Annotated in this window: 15 protein-coding genes and 1 rRNA gene; 2 read left to right on the forward strand and 14 right to left on the reverse strand. The window is 51.2% G+C overall.

The window, feature by feature from the left end; translation table 11 throughout:
* Positions 1-79: ribosomal RNA gene (rrf, locus tag V6E55_RS25820) — 5S ribosomal RNA — on the forward strand; the annotation flags it as partial.
* A gap of 105 nt (positions 80-184) precedes the next feature.
* On the opposite strand, the gene V6E55_RS10130 is transcribed toward rrf, so the two are convergent.
* The 7 genes from V6E55_RS10130 to V6E55_RS10160 form a co-directional block, all read right to left on the reverse strand.
* Positions 185-943, reverse strand: a complete 759-nt coding sequence (locus V6E55_RS10130) for an amino acid ABC transporter ATP-binding protein (protein ID WP_114978893.1) — start codon at positions 941-943, stop codon at positions 185-187.
* A 7-nt stretch (positions 944-950) separates the two neighbouring features.
* Positions 951-2,054 (reverse strand): amino acid ABC transporter permease, encoded by a 1,104-nt coding sequence (locus V6E55_RS10135; RefSeq protein ID WP_316942794.1) that lies wholly within the window; start codon positions 2,052-2,054, stop codon positions 951-953.
* A gap of 9 nt (positions 2,055-2,063) precedes the next feature.
* Positions 2,064-3,245 carry an amino acid ABC transporter permease gene (locus tag V6E55_RS10140; RefSeq protein WP_114978892.1) on the reverse strand — a complete coding sequence of 394 codons (1,182 nt, stop codon included), beginning with the start codon at positions 3,243-3,245 and terminating at the stop codon, positions 2,064-2,066.
* Positions 3,246-3,312: 67 nt separating this feature from the next.
* Positions 3,313-4,338, reverse strand: a complete 1,026-nt coding sequence (locus V6E55_RS10145; RefSeq protein WP_114978891.1) for an amino acid ABC transporter substrate-binding protein — start codon at positions 4,336-4,338, stop codon at positions 3,313-3,315.
* Positions 4,339-4,812: 474 nt separating this feature from the next.
* Positions 4,813-5,034 (reverse strand): lipoprotein, encoded by a 222-nt coding sequence (locus V6E55_RS10150; protein WP_008502867.1) that lies wholly within the window; start codon positions 5,032-5,034, stop codon positions 4,813-4,815.
* 303 nt (positions 5,035-5,337) lie between these two features.
* Complete coding sequence (locus V6E55_RS10155; RefSeq protein ID WP_316942749.1) at positions 5,338-8,451, reverse strand: efflux RND transporter permease subunit; 3,114 nt, start codon at positions 8,449-8,451, stop codon at positions 5,338-5,340.
* Between the two features lie 11 nt (positions 8,452-8,462).
* Positions 8,463-9,602 (reverse strand): efflux RND transporter periplasmic adaptor subunit, encoded by a 1,140-nt coding sequence (locus tag V6E55_RS10160; protein ID WP_316942750.1) that lies wholly within the window; start codon positions 9,600-9,602, stop codon positions 8,463-8,465.
* Between the two features lie 386 nt (positions 9,603-9,988).
* Here V6E55_RS10160 and envR point away from each other — a divergent pair, with 386 nt between their 5' ends.
* The gene (gene envR / locus V6E55_RS10165; RefSeq protein ID WP_114978888.1) at positions 9,989-10,705 is read left to right on the forward strand and encodes an acrEF/envCD operon transcriptional regulator; all 717 of its coding nucleotides are present in this window, start codon (positions 9,989-9,991) and stop codon (positions 10,703-10,705) included.
* On the opposite strand, the gene V6E55_RS10170 is transcribed toward envR, so the two are convergent.
* From V6E55_RS10170 to V6E55_RS10200, 7 genes are all read right to left on the reverse strand, one after another.
* On the reverse strand, positions 10,624-12,702 hold the full coding sequence (locus V6E55_RS10170) for a putative bifunctional diguanylate cyclase/phosphodiesterase (protein WP_114978887.1): 2,079 nt from the start codon (positions 12,700-12,702) through the stop codon (positions 10,624-10,626). The two genes, envR and V6E55_RS10170, sit on opposite strands and share 82 nt — an antisense overlap.
* Positions 12,703-12,840: 138 nt before the next feature.
* Positions 12,841-13,005, reverse strand: a complete 165-nt coding sequence (locus V6E55_RS10175) for a DUF2556 family protein (protein WP_114978886.1) — start codon at positions 13,003-13,005, stop codon at positions 12,841-12,843.
* A 179-nt stretch (positions 13,006-13,184) separates the two neighbouring features.
* Complete coding sequence (gene fis / locus V6E55_RS10180) at positions 13,185-13,481, reverse strand: DNA-binding transcriptional regulator Fis (RefSeq protein WP_000462905.1); 297 nt, start codon at positions 13,479-13,481, stop codon at positions 13,185-13,187.
* A 23-nt stretch (positions 13,482-13,504) separates the two neighbouring features.
* Entirely contained in the window at positions 13,505-14,470 is a 966-nt protein-coding gene (dusB, locus tag V6E55_RS10185; protein WP_014885445.1) for a tRNA dihydrouridine synthase DusB, read from the reverse strand.
* A 382-nt stretch (positions 14,471-14,852) separates the two neighbouring features.
* Positions 14,853-15,734 carry a 50S ribosomal protein L11 methyltransferase gene (gene prmA / locus V6E55_RS10190; protein ID WP_029741742.1) on the reverse strand — a complete coding sequence of 294 codons (882 nt, stop codon included), beginning with the start codon at positions 15,732-15,734 and terminating at the stop codon, positions 14,853-14,855.
* 11 nt (positions 15,735-15,745) lie between these two features.
* Positions 15,746-17,197: a sodium/pantothenate symporter gene (gene panF, locus V6E55_RS10195; RefSeq protein WP_316942795.1), complete on the reverse strand. Its 1,452-nt coding sequence runs from the start codon at positions 17,195-17,197 to the stop codon at positions 15,746-15,748.
* The gene (locus V6E55_RS10200) at positions 17,187-17,429 is read right to left on the reverse strand and encodes a YhdT family protein (RefSeq protein ID WP_114978883.1); all 243 of its coding nucleotides are present in this window, start codon (positions 17,427-17,429) and stop codon (positions 17,187-17,189) included. The genes panF and V6E55_RS10200 overlap by 11 nt, the downstream gene beginning before the upstream one ends.
* Positions 17,430-17,516: the final 87 nt, after the last annotated feature.

A 17,516-nucleotide genomic window follows, 5' to 3' on the forward strand; every position in this document is an offset into this window, starting at 1 on the left:
TGCCGAACTCAGAAGTGAAACGCCGTAGCGCCGATGGTAGTGTGGGGTCTCCCCATGTGAGAGTAGGGAACTGCCAGACATCAAATAAGTGAAAAGGCCATCCGAAAGGATGGCCTTTTTGCGTTTTACGCCGAAAAAACTGTAGGCCGGGCAAGGCGAAACCCCCACCCGGCAGAGAAAACGACTAATGAATCACCTGCGACAAGAAGGTCCGTGTGCGTTCTGACTTCGGATGAGCAAAGAACTCATCTGGCGGTGCCTGCTCGACAATCTCGCCACGATCCATGAAGATCACCCGGTCTGCTACGGTTCTGGCAAATCCCATTTCATGTGTCACGCACAACATGGTCATCCCGGATTGTGCCAACCCAATCATAGTATCCAGTACTTCCTTCACCATTTCAGGATCCAGCGCTGAGGTAGGCTCATCAAACAGCATGATTTTAGGTTTCATACACAGCGAGCGGGCGATAGCCACACGCTGCTGTTGGCCACCCGATATCTGGCCTGGAAATTTATTGGCATGTTCTGCAATGCGGACGCGTTCCAGATAGTGCATTGCCAGCGCCTCTGCTTCCTTTTTCGGCATCTTTCGTACCCAAATTGGCGCAAGCGTACAGTTTTGCAGAACGGTCAGATGTGGGAACAAATTAAAGTGCTGAAACACCATTCCTACTTCCTGACGAACACGTTCGATATTGCGGATATCTTCATTCAGCTCAATACCATCAACAACAATACGCCCCTGTTGATGTTCTTCCAGATGGTTAATACAGCGAATTGTCGTGGATTTACCTGAACCTGAAGGCCCACAAAGTACAATTCGTTCGCCCTGTTTAACCTTCAGGTTGATGTCTTTCAGGACATGAAACTGTCCATACCATTTATTAACGTCTTCCAGCGTAATCATCGCGTCAGCGGGTGTCATAGTAATTTGGCTCATAATTTCCTCAGTGCGGTGTACGCCCGGTGTTAAAGCGCTTTTCCAGATGCTGGCTATAGCGCGACATGCTAAAACAAAAGATCCAGTAGATTAGGGCAGCAAAGACATATCCTTCGGTGGACATACCCAGCCAGACGGGGTCAACGGTCGCCTGTTGCACACTGCTAAAGAGATCGAACAATCCGATGATGATCACAAGGCTGGTATCCTTGAAGAGGGCAATGATCGTGTTGACCAGACCCGGGATAACCAGCTTGAGTGCCTGGGGAAGAATGACCAGCCCCTGCGTTTTCCAGTAGCCGAGTGCCAGTGATTCTGCTGCTTCATACTGACCTTTAGGCAATGCTTGAAGACCACCACGTACAACTTCAGCGACATAGGCGGACTGGAAGAGAATCACCCCGACCAGGGCGCGGATTAGTTTGTCGATCGTTGTACCTTCTGCCATAAACAGCGGCAGCATGACCGACGACATAAACAGAACGGTGATAAGCGGTACACCGCGCCAGAACTCAATGAAAATAACGGAAAGGACACGCACGACTGGCATTTTTGAACGCCGTCCCAGGGCAAGTAAAATCCCCCACGGCAGAGCACCGGCTATCCCCACTGAAGCGATAATCAGCGTTAACGTTAGACCGCCCCACTGGCGGGTTTCAACGCGTTCCAGCCCCAGGAAACCGCCATACAACAGCACCCAGACAATAATCGGATAGACCACTGCCCAGACGGCAATATAGCGTCCACGATGAGGCAGCTTTTTCCAGAACATGATAGCGATTGAGATCAGGCCAATAACCAGCGCCAGATTAATCCGCCAGCGTTGTTCGTGCGGATACAATCCATACATGAATTGCCCGAAACGCTCATGAATGAACACCCAGCAGGCACCGGATTTTGTGCAGTCTGCACGGGTTGAACCGACCCAGTTGGCCTGTAAAAACGCCCAGTTCAGCAGGGGAGGAATCAATTCCCACATGAGCCACAGGCAGACAATCGTCAGCAGGCTGTTGCTCCAACTGGAGAACAGATTCTTACGCGCCCAGAGAATGAAACGTCCACCTGTCGAGTGGGCTGGGCGCGAGGAGTGCGACAGTATCGCTTTTGTCATCATAGTTCCTTAGCGCTCGACCAGTGCTATACGACGGTTATAGAGGTTCATCAGCAATGAAATCACCAGGCTGATGATCAGATAGACAGACATGGTGATGGCGATGGTTTCAATGGCTTGCCCGGTCTGGTTAAGCACGGTTCCGGCGAACAGTGACACCATATCGGGGTAACCAATGGCAGCGGCCAGCGATGAGTTTTTGACAATATTGAGATACTGGCTGGTCAGGGGCGGAATGATGACCCTTAATGCCTGAGGAATGATGACCTGGCGAAGCGTCACGGTATGGGGCAACCCCAGAGATCGTGCTGCCTCGTGTTGTCCATGTGGTACGGCCTGGATCCCTGAACGGATAATCTCAGCAATAAAGGCGGACGTATAAATCGAAAGTGCCAGCGTCAGGGATGCCAGTTCAGGGATCAATACCATCCCGCCCTGGAAGTTAAAGCCACGCAGATGCGGAATATCCCAGTGTAGTGCGGCACCAAAGAGCCAGTGTGTCAAAAGCGGCAGGCCGATGATCAAGACTGCAGCCGTTGGCCAGGTTTTACGAAGCTGACCAGTTTTTATCTGATGCTTGCGGTTAAAGCGGAATACTCCAACAGAGAGAGCAAGCGCTAACACTATCGCGAAAATGAAAGCATACAGCCCTTCACCTGGTAGAGGAGAAGGAATGGACAACCCTCGGTTACTCAGGAAAAACAGATCAAACGCGTCGACGGCCTGGCGTGGACCGGGAAGGTTACGCAGTACGGCGAAATACCAGAAGAAGATCTGCAGGAGTGGGGGGATATTGCGGAACGTCTCGATATAAACAGTCGAAAGTTTTCGCAGAAGCCAGTTTTCAGAAAGACGCGCCAGGCCAATAAAGAAACCCAGTATTGAAGCAAAGACGATACAAAGCGCCGATACCAGCAGCGTATTCAGTAAACCGACCACGAACACGCGTCCGTACGTGTCACCTTCCTGGTAATCAATAAGATGCTGAACAATACCAAACCCTGCGCTGCGATCTAAAAACGCAAAACCGGAGGTAATACCGCGATTATTCAGGTTGGTGATGGTGTTATGGATGAGATATACGGCGATGAGAACAACCGCAACAATAGCAATAATCTGGAATAACCAGGCGCGGACCGCGGGATGAGAAAAGGATAGCGATCCTTTTACGGCTGAGCGGCGATGGGACATAAAGAAACCTCAGTAACCATGACTCTGGAGTGGGCACCACTTTCGCAGTGCCCGTTACAGCAATGACTTAACGTACTGGTGGAGCGTACTGAATACCGCCGTTGTTCCAGAGGTTGTTCTGGCCGCGTTTGATCTTCAGAGGGCTTTCCGATCCCACGTTGCGCTCAAAGATCTCAGAGTAGTTGCCCACCTTTTTGATGATGTTGTAAGCCCACTTGTTATCCAGCTTCAGATCCTTGCCGAAATCGCCCTCTTTACCCAGCAGGTGAGCCATATCCGGGGTGGACGGGTTAGCGGCTTTCTCATCGACGTTTTTCGAGTTGATGCCCATTTCTTCCGCGTTCAGCATGGCAAACAGCGTCCAGCGAACGATGGAGAACCAGTCTTCATCGCCACGTCGGACAACCGGTCCAAGAGGTTCTTTCGAGATCACTTCCGGCAGGACAATCCACTCCGCTGGGTTGCTCAGCTTAATACGTAACGCATACAGCTGTGACTGGTCAGAGGCCAGTGTGTCACAACGACCAGATTCCAGCGCTTTGGCCGATTCATCCGAGCGGTCGAATGTGACAGGGGTGTATTTCATGTTATTGGCTTTGAAATAATCCGCGACGTTCAGCTCGGTATCGGTACCCGCCTGAATACAAACAGTCGCCCCATCCAGTTCTTTGGCACTCTTCAGGCCGGCTTTATTGTGAGTGAGGAAGCCGATACCGTCATAATAGGTGACGCCAGTAAATGACATCCCCATACCTGCATCACGGGAAGAGGTCCAGGTCGTATTACGGGAGAGCATGTCAACTTCGCCGGACTGCAGTGCCGTAAAGCGTTCTTTCGCTGTCAGCGGGGTATATTTTACTTTGCTGTCATCGCCAAAAACGGCAGCGGCGACGCCACGGCAGACATCCACATCAATCCCGGTAAATTTGCCATTAGCATCGGCATAAGAGAAGCCAGGCAAACCGTCACTGATACCACATTGAACAAAACCTTTCTTTTTAACGGCATCCAGTGTCGTTCCCGCATGGGCTTGACCGGCTACAGCAAACAACATGCCTGCAGCGGCCAGGCTGGCTATCATCGTCTTTTTCATAATGCATCCTGTGTGGCGAAATTTATCGTTATAGAGGCGTTTTAAACGCTTTACCTGTCTGTGGCTTTGGCCAACGTTTATAAAGCAAACGTAATGCCAGGTTTTGCGTCCAACAAAATAAGTGATAAGTGAACGCATAATGCAGAGTGTAGACAGGCTTAAATAAAACGAGCGCCCCGAAACAGTGCGAAATTACAACCTGTGCCACAAATCGGAGCAAAAGTTTCAATGCCATTTGGATGGGAAGAACGGATAGTTTCAGGTGTGAATATTGGCAGGGTATTAAATGCTATTACTATGTGAAAATCATCACGATAGAGTGTGCAATTTAAATGGATTCACTAAAAAGATGTGATTGCCTTCAGGCTTGAATTAATCATGCGGATAAAGACGGGGCTATTTTTTTACTTATTTGAAAATATTGCACTAATTAAAAGCAAAAGCGCGGCCAAAGCCGCGCTTTCTGAACAGATGTTACTTAGTCAGGGCAACGATACCCAGCGTCAAGCCCGCGACTGCGGCAGCACCACCGGCAATAGCGCCTGCAGTCTCCCAGTTATCCTGGGTGGTGCCTTTCATACAGGTATTGGTATGAACCAGTCGGCCCTGGTCGTCGTAAACCGGCACACATGGAGAATCGTGCGCGCAACCAGCAAGCAGCGCAGCGAGTAGTGCAACGGAAATGAATCTTTTCATGATGTTACCTCAGTATTATTTCTCATTCGCTATAAAGCCAGGAGGGCTATTAACGAACTGGAGATTATTTTACCACCAGGGTAAGTCCTCGTTACACGAGGAATAATCTCAAATTATGTAGTTTGTAAAAATCGTGGAGAAAAGTCGTTTGAAGGAGGAATTAATGGAGGAATTGTGAAGTCGCAAGAAGCTGTTCTTACTTAATGCAAATAAGCGTTTTTTAAGGTTATTATTTTGTAATGTCTAATTCCTTGTTTACATTAAAAAATAAAAAAGGCACCAGAGGTGCCTTTCAGGGAGAAATTAATCCTTATGGCGAGTAAACCGTCGCCGGACAACCACAAAGAAGACCGGCACGAAGAAAATCGCCAGAAGAGTGGCGGAAAGCATCCCACCCATGACGCCTGTGCCGACGGCGTTTTGCGCGCCGCTCCCGGCCCCGGTGCTGATCACCAGTGGCATGACACCCAGAATAAAGGCAAGGGACGTCATCAGGATCGGTCGAAGGCGCATTCTTGAGGCTTCCAGTGTGGCTTCAATGAGGCCTTTACCTTCTTTATCCATCAGGTCTTTAGCAAATTCGACGATCAGGATGGCGTTTTTCGCCGATAAACCAATCGTTGTCAGCAGACCGACCTGGAAATAGACGTCATTGTTTAGCCCACGCAATGACGCTGCGAGCAGAGCCCCAATGACACCCAGTGGCACTACCAGCATGACGGAGAAGGGAATGGACCAGCTTTCGTACAGGGCAGCCAGACACAGGAACACCACTATCAATGAAATAGCATACAGTGCAGGCGCCTGGTTACCGGAAAGCCGCTCCTGGTATGACATGCCAGTCCAGTCATAGCCGATGCCGGAGGGCAGTTTTGCGGCAAGACTCTCCAACATAGCCATCGCTTCACCGGTACTTTTACCCGGTGCAGACTCACCGAGGATCTCCATGGAGGGCATCCCGTTATAGCGCTCCAGACGGGGCGAACCATAAACCCAGTGAGCGTTGCTAAAAGCTGAGAATGGGACCATTTCTCCATTCGCGCTGCGCACGTAGAGGCTGTTAATGTCCCCTGGCAGCATACGGAATCGGGCATCGGCCTGCACGTAAACCTTTTTCACGCGACCATGATCGATAAAGTCGTTCACATAGGTGCCACCCAGCGCAGTCGAGATCGTCTGGTTAACGTCAGAAAGGCTGACACCTAACGCCTGTGCTTTCTCCTGGTCAACATCCAGTTTGAACTGGGGGGTATCTTCCAGACCGTTAGGGCGCACACGAACCAGCAGGTCAGGATGCTCTTTCACCATGCCGAGTAGTTGATTGCGTGCCTGGGTTAGTTGGGTGTGTCCCAGGTTAGCCTGATCAATCAACTCAAAGTCGAAGCCCGTAGCGGTACCCAGCTCAATGATCGCAGGCAGGTTAAACGGGAACACAAGGCCATCTTTAATCTGACTGAAGGCTTTGGTCGCGCGACCGACAATAGCCTCGACGCCATTTTTCTCCCCCGGACGCTCCTCCCAGGGCTTCAGGCTGACGAACGCGATACCGGAGTTCTGGCCCTGGCCGCTGAAGCTAAAGCCGTTAACGGTAAAGACGGACTCAACATTTGCCTTCTCGTCATTCAGATAGTAGTCCTGAACCTGATCGAGGACCTGCTGAGTCCGCGTCTGGGTCGCACCTGCCGGGAGTTGAACCATCGTCATAAACACCCCCTGATCCTCCTCTGGCAGGAAGGAGGTGGGTAAACGCAGGAAGAGCACCGCCATCCCACCGACAATAATGACGTACACCACCAGATAGCGACCGGTCTTACGCAAAATACCGCTCACGCTGTTGCTGTAGTGCTCCACGCTCTTATCAAAGCGCGCATTAAACCAGCCAAAGAAGCCACCTTTTTTCTCATGGTGGTCGCTGGAAACTGGCTTAAGCAATGTCGCACACAGCGCTGGCGTCAGGATCAGCGCGACCAGCACGGACAGCGCCATCGCCGAGACGATAGTCAGTGAGAACTGGCGATAGATCGCCCCCGTCGAACCGCCAAAAAAGGCCATCGGAATAAAGACCGCTGAGAGCACCATGGCTATACCCACCAGTGCACCCTGGATCTGCCTCATTGATTTCTGCGTTGCCTCTTTTGGCGGCAGTTTGTCTTCAACCATGACACGTTCAACGTTCTCGACAACCACGATAGCGTCATCAACCAGCAGACCTATCGCCAGCACCATCCCGAACATTGTGAGGGTATTGATGGAGAAGCCGAATGCTGCCAGCACCGCAAAAGTGCCCAGCAGGACGACCGGCACCGCGATTGTCGGGATAAGCGTCGCCCGCAGGTTTTGCAGGAACAGGTACATGACCAGGAAGACGAGAATGATCGCTTCAAACAGCGTCTTCACCACTTCGTGGATGGAGATTTTCACAAAAGGGGTGGTGTCATACGGGTAGACGACCTTCAGTCCTTGCGGGAAGAACTGTTGCAGTTGTGCCAGCTTGCTCTTAATGGCTGCTGCCGTATCCAGTGCATTTGCCCCGGTTGCCAGCTTAATCCCCAGACCAGTTGCCGCCTGCCCGTTGATTTTAGTGACCATATTGTAGTTTTCGCCACCCAGCTCAATGCGAGCCACATCCTTCAGATGAACCATCGAGCCGTCCTGATTCACCTTGAGCGTCACGCGGCCAAACTCTTCCGGTGATTTCAGACGGGTTTGTGCGATGATCGAGGCATTCAGTTGCTGTCCTGGGATGGATGGCGTCCCTCCCAACTGGCCTGCCGCTATCTGGTCATTCTGCGTTTTCAGCTGGTTGATAATATCCAGCGGAGTCAGCTGGTAGTTATTCATCGCGTTGCTGTCGAGCCAGATGCGCATCGCATACTGGGCACCAAACAGCTGGACATCGCCTACACCAGACGTTCGGCTGATAGCATCTTTGACGTTCGAGGCGACATAGTCGGAGATGTCGTTCTGCGTGAGATTTTGGTTGTCTGAAACAAAACCTGCGACCAGCAGGAAGCTGCTACTGGATTTCTCAACGCCAATCCCTTGCTGCTGTACTTCTTGCGGTAGCAGTGGCATGGCAAGTTGCAGTTTGTTCTGAACCTGCACCTGGGCGATGTCCGGATCGGTTCCTGACTGGAAAGTCAGGGTGATGGTGACGTTACCGGCTGAATCGCTGGTGGAAGACATATACATCAGGTTATCAATACCGTTCATATTCTGTTCGATAACCTGGGTCACGGTATCCTGCACCGTTTGAGCATCTGCTCCCGGGTAGGTTGCGGATATGGCAACGGCGGGAGGGGCAATGGTCGGATACTGCGCGACGGGAAGCTTGAGAATGGCCAGTCCGCCAGCAATCATCAAAATGATGGCAAGTACCCAGGCGAAAACAGGCCTCTGAATAAAGAAATTAGCCATGTCGTCGTCCTTTACCCGGCTGGCGTCGTGGTGGTATCAGGCGTGGCGACGACGGTAGCCCCCGGTCTGACTTTCTGTAAACCGCTGACAATCACGCGATCACCGTTTTTCAGCCCTTCCGTCACCAGCCACCGATCGCCAATCGCCTGAGGGGCAACGACGGTACGCGACTCCACCTGGTTTTTATTGTTTACCACCAGTACGGTTGCATCGCCTCGCGGTGTGCGGGTCACGCCTTGCTGTGGAACCAGAATGGCATCCGGTTGTGTACCTTCATCAATGCGGGCGCGAACAAACATACCGGGTAACAGCAGGTGTTGAGGATTAGGGAAAATGGCACGAAGGGTAATCGAACCGGTACTTTCGTCGACGGTAACATCAGAGAATTGCAATGTGCCTTTCAGCGGATAGGGCTGACCATTCTCCATCAGCAGTTCAACGGTGCTGGTGGCGTCGCCTTTCTGCAGGCTTGTCTGTTTCAGGCGCATGAAATCATTGCTGGACTGGGTGACATCGACATAAATCGGATCAAGCTGCTGGACTGTTGCCAGAGCGGTGGCTTGTCCGCTCGTGACAAGCGCGCCCTCGGTGACGCTGGATTTACCGATGCGACCAGCGACAGGTGACGTGACTTTGGTATAGGCAAGATTGATACGTGCCGATTCCACACCCGCCTGGGCGGCGGCAACGCTGGCGTCTGCCTGTTGAGCCGTCGCCACTGCCTGATCGTATTCCTGTTTGCTGACATATTGTGTGCCAACCAGCGGGAGATAACGCTTCACCGTCAGATGCGCGATATTCGCTGCAGCCCGAGACTTTAACAGTTCGGCTTTTGCGTTGTCATAAGCCGCCTGCCAGGTCGCGGGATCAATCTGGTAAAGTGACTCACCTGCTTTTACATCACTACCTTCCGTGAAGTTGCGACGCAGGATGATGCCGCTAACCTGCGGGCGAACCTCCGCAACGCGAAATGCATCTGTTCTGCCCGGGAGTTCAGTGGTGACAGCGAGAGGGGCGCTTTTCACTATATGCACGCTGACCTGAGGTGCCTGTGGATGTTGTTGTTGGTTTTCCTGACCATCGCATCCAGTGAGCAATACCGCACAGACAATGAGACCGGATAAGGGCAAGCGTCTGAAATGATTCGTCATTACTGTTCCTTTAAATACCCATTAACCGATATTTGCCGTGGCTCGGTAGCTGGGGCAGAGAGATAAAAATAAAATGTAGCTGCGTATAATAATGAGGGTATTTAATGTTTTTTAATTTATAAGTGCGAATGACCAGGCATGCTGGAAAAATCAGAATCAGACCCGGTGCAATCAGCCTTATACTTCTGGCATGTTAATCAGGTAAATAGGATTTAATTTTTTATGCTATTCATTTGGTGAATTTAATGGGGGTTATGTATTTGTCTTAATTATAAATTAAGTGAATTGACTTTTTTTGTGCAAAATTAAAACTGATTTTAGTGAATACTTTCCTTCATCTGAACCCGGTATGACGTATAAATTTTGTGAGTAACGAGTAGTTATCTATGGCGCGTAAAAAGAAAGAAGAGGCTCAACAAACCCGACAGCAGCTGATTGAGGCGGCTATTGAACAGTTTGCGATGCGTGGCGTGGCCAGTACGACGCTGACGGATATCGCGGATGCTGCTAAGGTTACGCGCGGTGCGATCTATTGGCACTTTGCCAGTAAAGCAGAAATATTTAATGCCATCTGGGAACAACAATTACCGCTTCGTGACATTATTCGCGACAGACTTTCTGTTTCAGAAAACGATGATCCGTTGTTAATGCTTCGTGAGCAATTTATTATTGCCTTGCAGTATATTGCGCGTGAACCCCGGCAATGTGCACTTTTACAAATTCTGTATCATAAGTGTGAATTTAGTAGTGACATGATTGCAGAGAGTGAAATCAGAAAACGTATTGGATTCAATTATGACTATTTACGTGCCACGCTGGAGGCATGCATTGCGCGGAAAATCATTTCGGCACAGGTAAATGTTGATCTCACGTTGATCGTATTCCACGGTTTTTTTAGCGGAATAATTAAAAACTGGTTAATGAATAACGACAGTTTTAATCTATATCAGCAGGCTCCGGCCCTGGTCGATAGTATTCTGGCGACACTCCCTGTCATCCGAGTATCGCCCCATGATGCTTACTACTTAGCGTCAGGTAACATTTCTCCCCTGGCACAAAGCGCCTCTATGGTCTGTGCGCTGACAGGTTTACCTAACAGATAACCCTGAAGGGTATTACAGCCTAGCTTCGTCAAAAAGGTTTGCTGTGCCTCGGTTTCTACACCTTCAGCCACGACTTTCAGATTCAGTGTTTTTGCGAGGGCCACAATCGCAGAGACAATGGTTGCATCTTCGCTTTCCCCGCTGAGTTCTTTCACGAATGCTCTGTCGATCTTCAATTCACAGGCCGGTAAACGCTTGAGATACAGCAGGCTCGAATATCCGGTACCAAAGTCATCAATGGAGGCTTTCACGCCCGCATCCGTTAACTCCGTCAACACTCGTACACTCTCATCCGGGTTACTCATTGCTGTGGTTTCCGTCACTTCGAGGATCAACATTTCCGGTGGCACATTGTGGTGTGCCAGGCAGTCGAGAACGGTTTTAACCAGCGACGGCTGCTCAAACTGCAATGTCGACAGGTTTACCGCCATCGACCAGCTTTGATGCCCCTGAAGATGCCATTCCCTCAACTGGCGACAGGCTTCATTGATTACCCAGTTACCGATGGGAATAATGAGCCCCGTTTTTTCCGCCAGTGGCAGGAAAAGGTCTGGCGTCAGTAATCCTTGCTTAGGATGCTGCCAGCGCAGTAACGCTTCAAAACCGAGGACAGGGCCAGCGGGTGCGTGAAATTTTGGCTGGTAAAGCAGGCGGAGCTCATTACGATCGATAGCCATCCACAGGTCGTTCATTAACTGGAGATGGGTCTGCGCCAGGGTATTCATGGAGGGCTGGAAGAAGTGGTAGCCATTTCGCCCCATATGTTTGGTGTGGTACATCGCCGCATCCGCATTAAACATCAGCTCACGTTCGGTTTTGCCATCGTGAGGATAAAAAGCGATACCAATGCTGAGTGTCACCACCAGTTCATAAGGATCGAGATTGAACGGGCTATCAATCGCGCGAACCAGTGAGCTTGCCAGGGAAGCCGCATCGTCCGGACTTTCTCCTTCTGCCAGCAGAACAAACTCATCACCACCGATACGTGCAAGGGTGAATTGACCTTTCAGGGGATGCAACAGACGCTGCGTAACGGCGACCAGCAACTTGTCACCGATATCATGGCCGTAGGCATCATTGATGGCTTTAAAACCGTCAAGATCCATAAACATCAGGGCAAAATTGCTGCCTTCACGGTCGGCTTTGCTGATGGCCTGATCGAGTCTGTCTTCCAGCAGAATACGGTTGGGCAGACGCGTCAGGGTATCGTGCAGTGCCAGTTGCGCGAGTTCACGGTTCGCTTCGGCAAGTGATGAAGCAAGAAGGGCGGTACGCGCCTGAAGGCGGGCATCCAGCATCGATACCAGCAGGCTGATCCCCAGAATAGAGAGAGCAACAACGCTAACCAGCACCGCCAGCCAGCTTCCATTAATACCGTCATGGTGAACCATCGTCGACATCGGAAACTGTGCGGCTTTCATTCCGGCGTAGTGCATACCTGCAATGGCAATCCCCATGGTGATGGCAGCACCCATGCGCATCAGCACAACCTGAGCCGCTTCCTGGCGCAGACGGAACGTCAGCCACAATGCAGCGAGTGAAGCGGCAAGTGCAATGGCGACCGAAATGGCTACCCATATCTTGTCCCAGATAATGCCCGGTGTGACCTCCAGCGCTGCCATGCCGGTGTAATGCATGGCCACGATGCCACTTCCCATTACTAACGCACCGGGCAACAGACGGCGTAAACGCAATCGCTCGCAGCTGACGAGCCATAGAGCAAACAGTGACGAACCCACAGCGATGATCATGGATAACACCGTCAGATTGGCGTTGTAACTCATGCTCATGGAGAGGTCCATCGCCAGCATGCCGATAAAATGCATAGCCCACACGCCAATACCCATTGCAATACCACCGCCAGCCAGCCAGATACGGGCTGCGACACCCTGGCTCCCCGCGACGCGCGCGGCCATATTCAGTGCGGTATACGCGGCAAGGATAGCAACAACAAAGGAGAGGACTACAAGGATATGGTTGAATTGACTAACCAGCATGGTCGGTTCTACTCGAGTTTGACGTTACGCCAGAGCGGTTGAGAAGGGCGAGACATTATCATCGGAAGGGAACGGCTCAAAGGGATTTAAATCCCTGTTTTTAGTAGGAGATAACAGGGAGTTGACGGGGGAAGAGGCTTAGTCGAGTTCTGAACAGTTCACTAATTTGAGCGGATTGACGGAGTTCATATTGCGACACTTATCGGTTTCGGTGCTCATCAGTTCAATCCACTGCATCAGGAGTGCATCGAAAATGAAAACGGAGATTGCGAAGACAACCAGCCACCAGTATTTACGAATCATTGTGTCATTCCGCGAGAAGAGAGTCAGTAAAGTGGTGGAAATATACACGAAAAGTCGCGGTTTAAAAGCGGGATAAGTGAAGGTTTACAAAGCGTTGACGGTGACAGGTTCGGGCAATAAAAAAGGCGCATCCCCATGCCAGGTAGCGCCTTTTTAAACAAGCATTTCGCTAATCGAAATTAGTTCATGCCGTATTTTTTCAGTTTCTTACGCAGAGTACCACGGTTGATACCCATCATCAGCGCAGCGCGGGTTTGGTTACCGCGGGTGTATTGCATCACCATGTCCAACAGTGGCTGTTCAACTTCAGCCAGTACCAGCTCATACAGGTCATTAACATCCTGACCATTCAGTTGAGCAAAATAGTTCTTCAGTGCCTGTTTAACCGAGTCACGCAGGGGCTTTTGAGTTACCTGGTCCTGAGAGTTAACGGTAGAAACGGTCAGTACGTCAGAATTTACGCGTTGTTCGAACATAGTTCTGTCAGCTCTTTATTTCATTACGCAAGATTTTCGAAGTATGCCTCCAACGCCTCCAGCTGTTCGCTGGCATCCTCTATGGCGTTGAATGTGCGCCGAAACTGGTCATCTGGAGCGTGCTCCTGGAGATACCAGGAGACGTGTTTACGCGCAATTCGGTACCCTTTTGCCTGACCGTAGTGGTCATGCAGTTCCCGAACATGCGAACAAAGCAAGCGCTTAACCTCTGCCAGAGGCAGCGGGGCAAGCAGCTCCCCAGTGTCCAGATAATGCTGGATTTCCCGGAAGATCCAGGGTCTTCCCTGAGCTGCACGTCCTATCATCAGAGCATCAGCTCCCGTATAGTCGAGTACAGCCCTGGCTTTAAGCGGGTCAGTTATGTCGCCATTCGCGATAATCGGAATGGAAACTTTCTGCTTAACTGCCCGAATGCTGTCGTATTCAGCTTCACCATTGAACAAACAGGCGCGAGTGCGTCCATGAATGGTCAGGGCCTGAATGCCACAGTCTTCGGCCAGTTGGGCAATCTCTACACAGTTACGGTGTTCCGGCGACCAACCCGTGCGAATCTTCAACGTAACAGGAACGTCCACTGCGCTGACAACCGCCGTCAGGATAGATTTCACCTGGTCGGGGTATTGCAGAAGGGCTGAACCTGCAAGCTTGCGATTCACTTTTTTGGCCGGGCAACCCATATTGATATCAATAATCTGGGCACCACTTTCCACGTTAATACGCGCGGCATCTGCCATTTCTTCAGGCACGCTTCCGGCAATTTGCACGGTGCGGATACCTGGTTCATCAATGTGCACCATCCGAAGGCGGGATTTATCGCTTTCCCATACCTGCGGGTTAGACGACATCATCTCGGATACGGTTAAACCGGCTCCCATCTCATAGCACAGCGTCCTGAACGGCCGGTCGGTAATACCTGCCATAGGGGCTGCGATCAGGCGATTTCTAAGCTGGTGGTGTCCGATGCGCATGAGTTAAGAAATGACCATACTGTGACTGCAAGGCGGCGTATATTACGCATTTTTCGCACGAGATGAAAGGCCAAACTTTGAACAATCCTCTGTTGTAGATCAAGGAATCGCCGCTCAATCACTCTGTTAAAAATTATTCACCATGTAAATCATTATGTTATGCGATAATGCTTGTTTTATGTACGCTTACAATTTCCCGTAACTTCTCATCATTTCTGAATAAATGCTTCACTGAAGCGGGATAATCTGCTGTTTTTAGCAACAGTTTTACCGCCATCTTTGAGATCTGGCTCTCATTTTAGGACAAGATCTTCAGAGGTGAGTGAGGGGGTTTTATGCAGCAAAACGAGATAAGGCGTGGCCAGATGGCCACGCCCAGGGCTTATTTTTTACGGCCGGTAATACGACACCACTCTTCTTTCTCCACCACCGGGTCGAGCGCAAAGAGATCGGCATAGGCTTCGCAAACACTATCAGCCTGGCTTGCCAGGATACCTGAAAGTCCAAGCAGACCGCCCTCAACGGGCAGCACGCTGATTAACGGAGCCAGTTCGCGTAATGGGCCTGCCAGAATGTTTGCGACCACCACATCGGCTTTCATGGCTTCTGGCTGCGCATCCGGCAGATACAGTTCCAGACGATCGGAGACACCGTTACGCTCGGCGTTATCACGGCTGGCCTGAATTGCCTGCGGATCGATATCGATCCCGATGGCTTTTGCCGCACCCAGTTTCAGAGCTGCAATGGCCAGGATCCCGGATCCGCAACCGAAGTCGATCACCGTCTTGCCGTCCAGATCCAGACCATCCAGCCACTGCAGGCACAGGGAGGTGGTTGGGTGGGTGCCGGTACCAAATGCCAGGCCCGGATCGAGCATCACGTTAACCGCGTTCTCATCCGGAACGTCGCGCCAGCTTGGGCAGATCCACAGACGTTTGCCGAACTGCATGGGGTGGAAGTTATCCATCCACTCGCGCTCCCAGTCTTTGTCTTCCAGCTGTTCGATTTTGTGTACAAAACCCGCGCCGAGCAGAGGATGGTTTTCCAGAATTGCGACGACCTCTTTCATGTCGGTTTCGGCATCAAACAGGCCAATAACGTCGGTATCACCCCACAGGCGGGTTTCGCCCGGAAGTGGTTCGAAGACAGGCGTGTCATGCGTGTCCTGGAAGGTGATGGAGACCGAACCGGCCTCCATCAGCGCATCGCTCAGCTCTTCGGCGTTTGCACCAGTTGTATTCAGTTTTAGTTGGATCCACGGCATGGCAAAACTCTTTATTTATCAGTAGAAATCATAGCGGGTTGTGGGACGGGTTGACCAAAACGGTTCCCCACCACAAACGCCAGCAAACTTAACAGTAACGAAGGCACAATCGGATGGAAGCCCAGATACTGAATTTTAAATGTCGCCAGGACGGCATACAGCACGCCACCGACGATCATACCGCTTAACGCGCCCGCAGCATTTGCACGCTCCCAGTAGAGACCAAGCACCAGCGGCCACAAGAAAACAGCTTCGAGACCACCAAACGCGAGCAGGTTGAGCCAGATGATCATCTCAGGCGGACGCCATGCGGCTAACAGCAGCAAAGCCCCTAGCACCAGCGTAATCACGGCGGACATACGCTTCAGACGTAGTTCATTCTCAACCTGTTCAGGACGTAAATTGAGATAGAGATCTTTAATGATCGTAGCGGAACTTTGCAGTAACTGGGCATTGATCGTCGACATGATGGCGGCCATCGGTGCGGCAAGGAATATCCCGGCAGCAAATGGCGGTAACACTTTTACCATCAGCGTAGGGATCACCAGATCCGGCACGGTGAGATCAGGGATCACAGCGCGGCCTAATGCACCCGCCAGATGCATGCCAAACATCAGAATGGCAACCACAATGGTACCAATGATGATGCCTTTATGAACCGCCTTGCTGTCTTTATACGAGATACAGCGCACTGCAGTATGTGGCAGACCAATCACGCCAAAGCAAACAAGTACCCAGAATGACGTCATAAAGGTCGGAGAAAGAATGTCATCTGCACCCTGAGGAGAGACCAGTTTTGGATCGATCGCTTCCAGCGTTTCAACAGCGTGGCTCAGGCCACCCGCAGCGTGCACAATGCCCACCAGCAGGACAATCGTCCCGATAAGCATCACCATTCCCTGCATGGTGTCGTTAAGTACACTGGCACGGAAGCCACCAAATGCCGTATACAGCGCGATGCTTATCCCAAAGATCAGTAGCCCCGTTTCGTAAGGGATACCTGCAGCCGTTTCCAGCAGACGCGCGCCACCGATAAACTGCACCGTCATCGCACCAATAAAGGCCACCAGCAGACTTAAACTTGCCAGCCATACCAGTAAACGGCTCTGGTAACGTGCAAACAGCATATCGTTGAGCGTCACAGCATTGTAACGGCGCGCCAGAATGGCAAACTTTTTGCCGAGGATACCCAGCGAGAGCCAGACTGCGGGCAGCTGGATCATCGCTAAAAGCACCCAGCCTAGCCCGTATTTATAGGCTGCACCTGGGCCGCCGATAAACGAGCTGGCACTGATGTAGGTAGCGGTGAGTGTCATGGCCAGCACGACCCCGCCCATGGAGCGGCTGCCAAGAAAATACTCGTTCAGAAAGGTGCCCGTCGCTCTTTTACGCATGGCATAAACCGACAATCCAAACACGACGAGCAGATACGCAATCAGTGGCAGAATGACTTCAAGCTGCATCATCGTCCTCCAGCGGAATATCGCGATAAATGAACTTCACCATTGCCCAGCACAAAACAATAAACACCAGCGGCATGAGCAGGCACGCCATTTCAAACCAGTGCGGCAGGCCGGTAATGCCAATAGCTGAATCAGGTAAGTAAGCGGTTACTAACCACGCGGCAAGATAGAGAAGGGTCAGCCACAGCGCCCAGCGCGCTTCTTTATGGGCCTGAACAAAACGTTTGTCCATTTTTTGTCCCTTGTGGATGAAGAAAGCGGGGATTGTACATGATGAGGCTTTCCAGGCCCCAGAAATAAAAAAGGCCGGATAATCCGG

The organism is Enterobacter sp. 342, from assembly GCF_036663495.1.
Lineage (GTDB): Bacteria > Pseudomonadota > Gammaproteobacteria > Enterobacterales > Enterobacteriaceae > Enterobacter.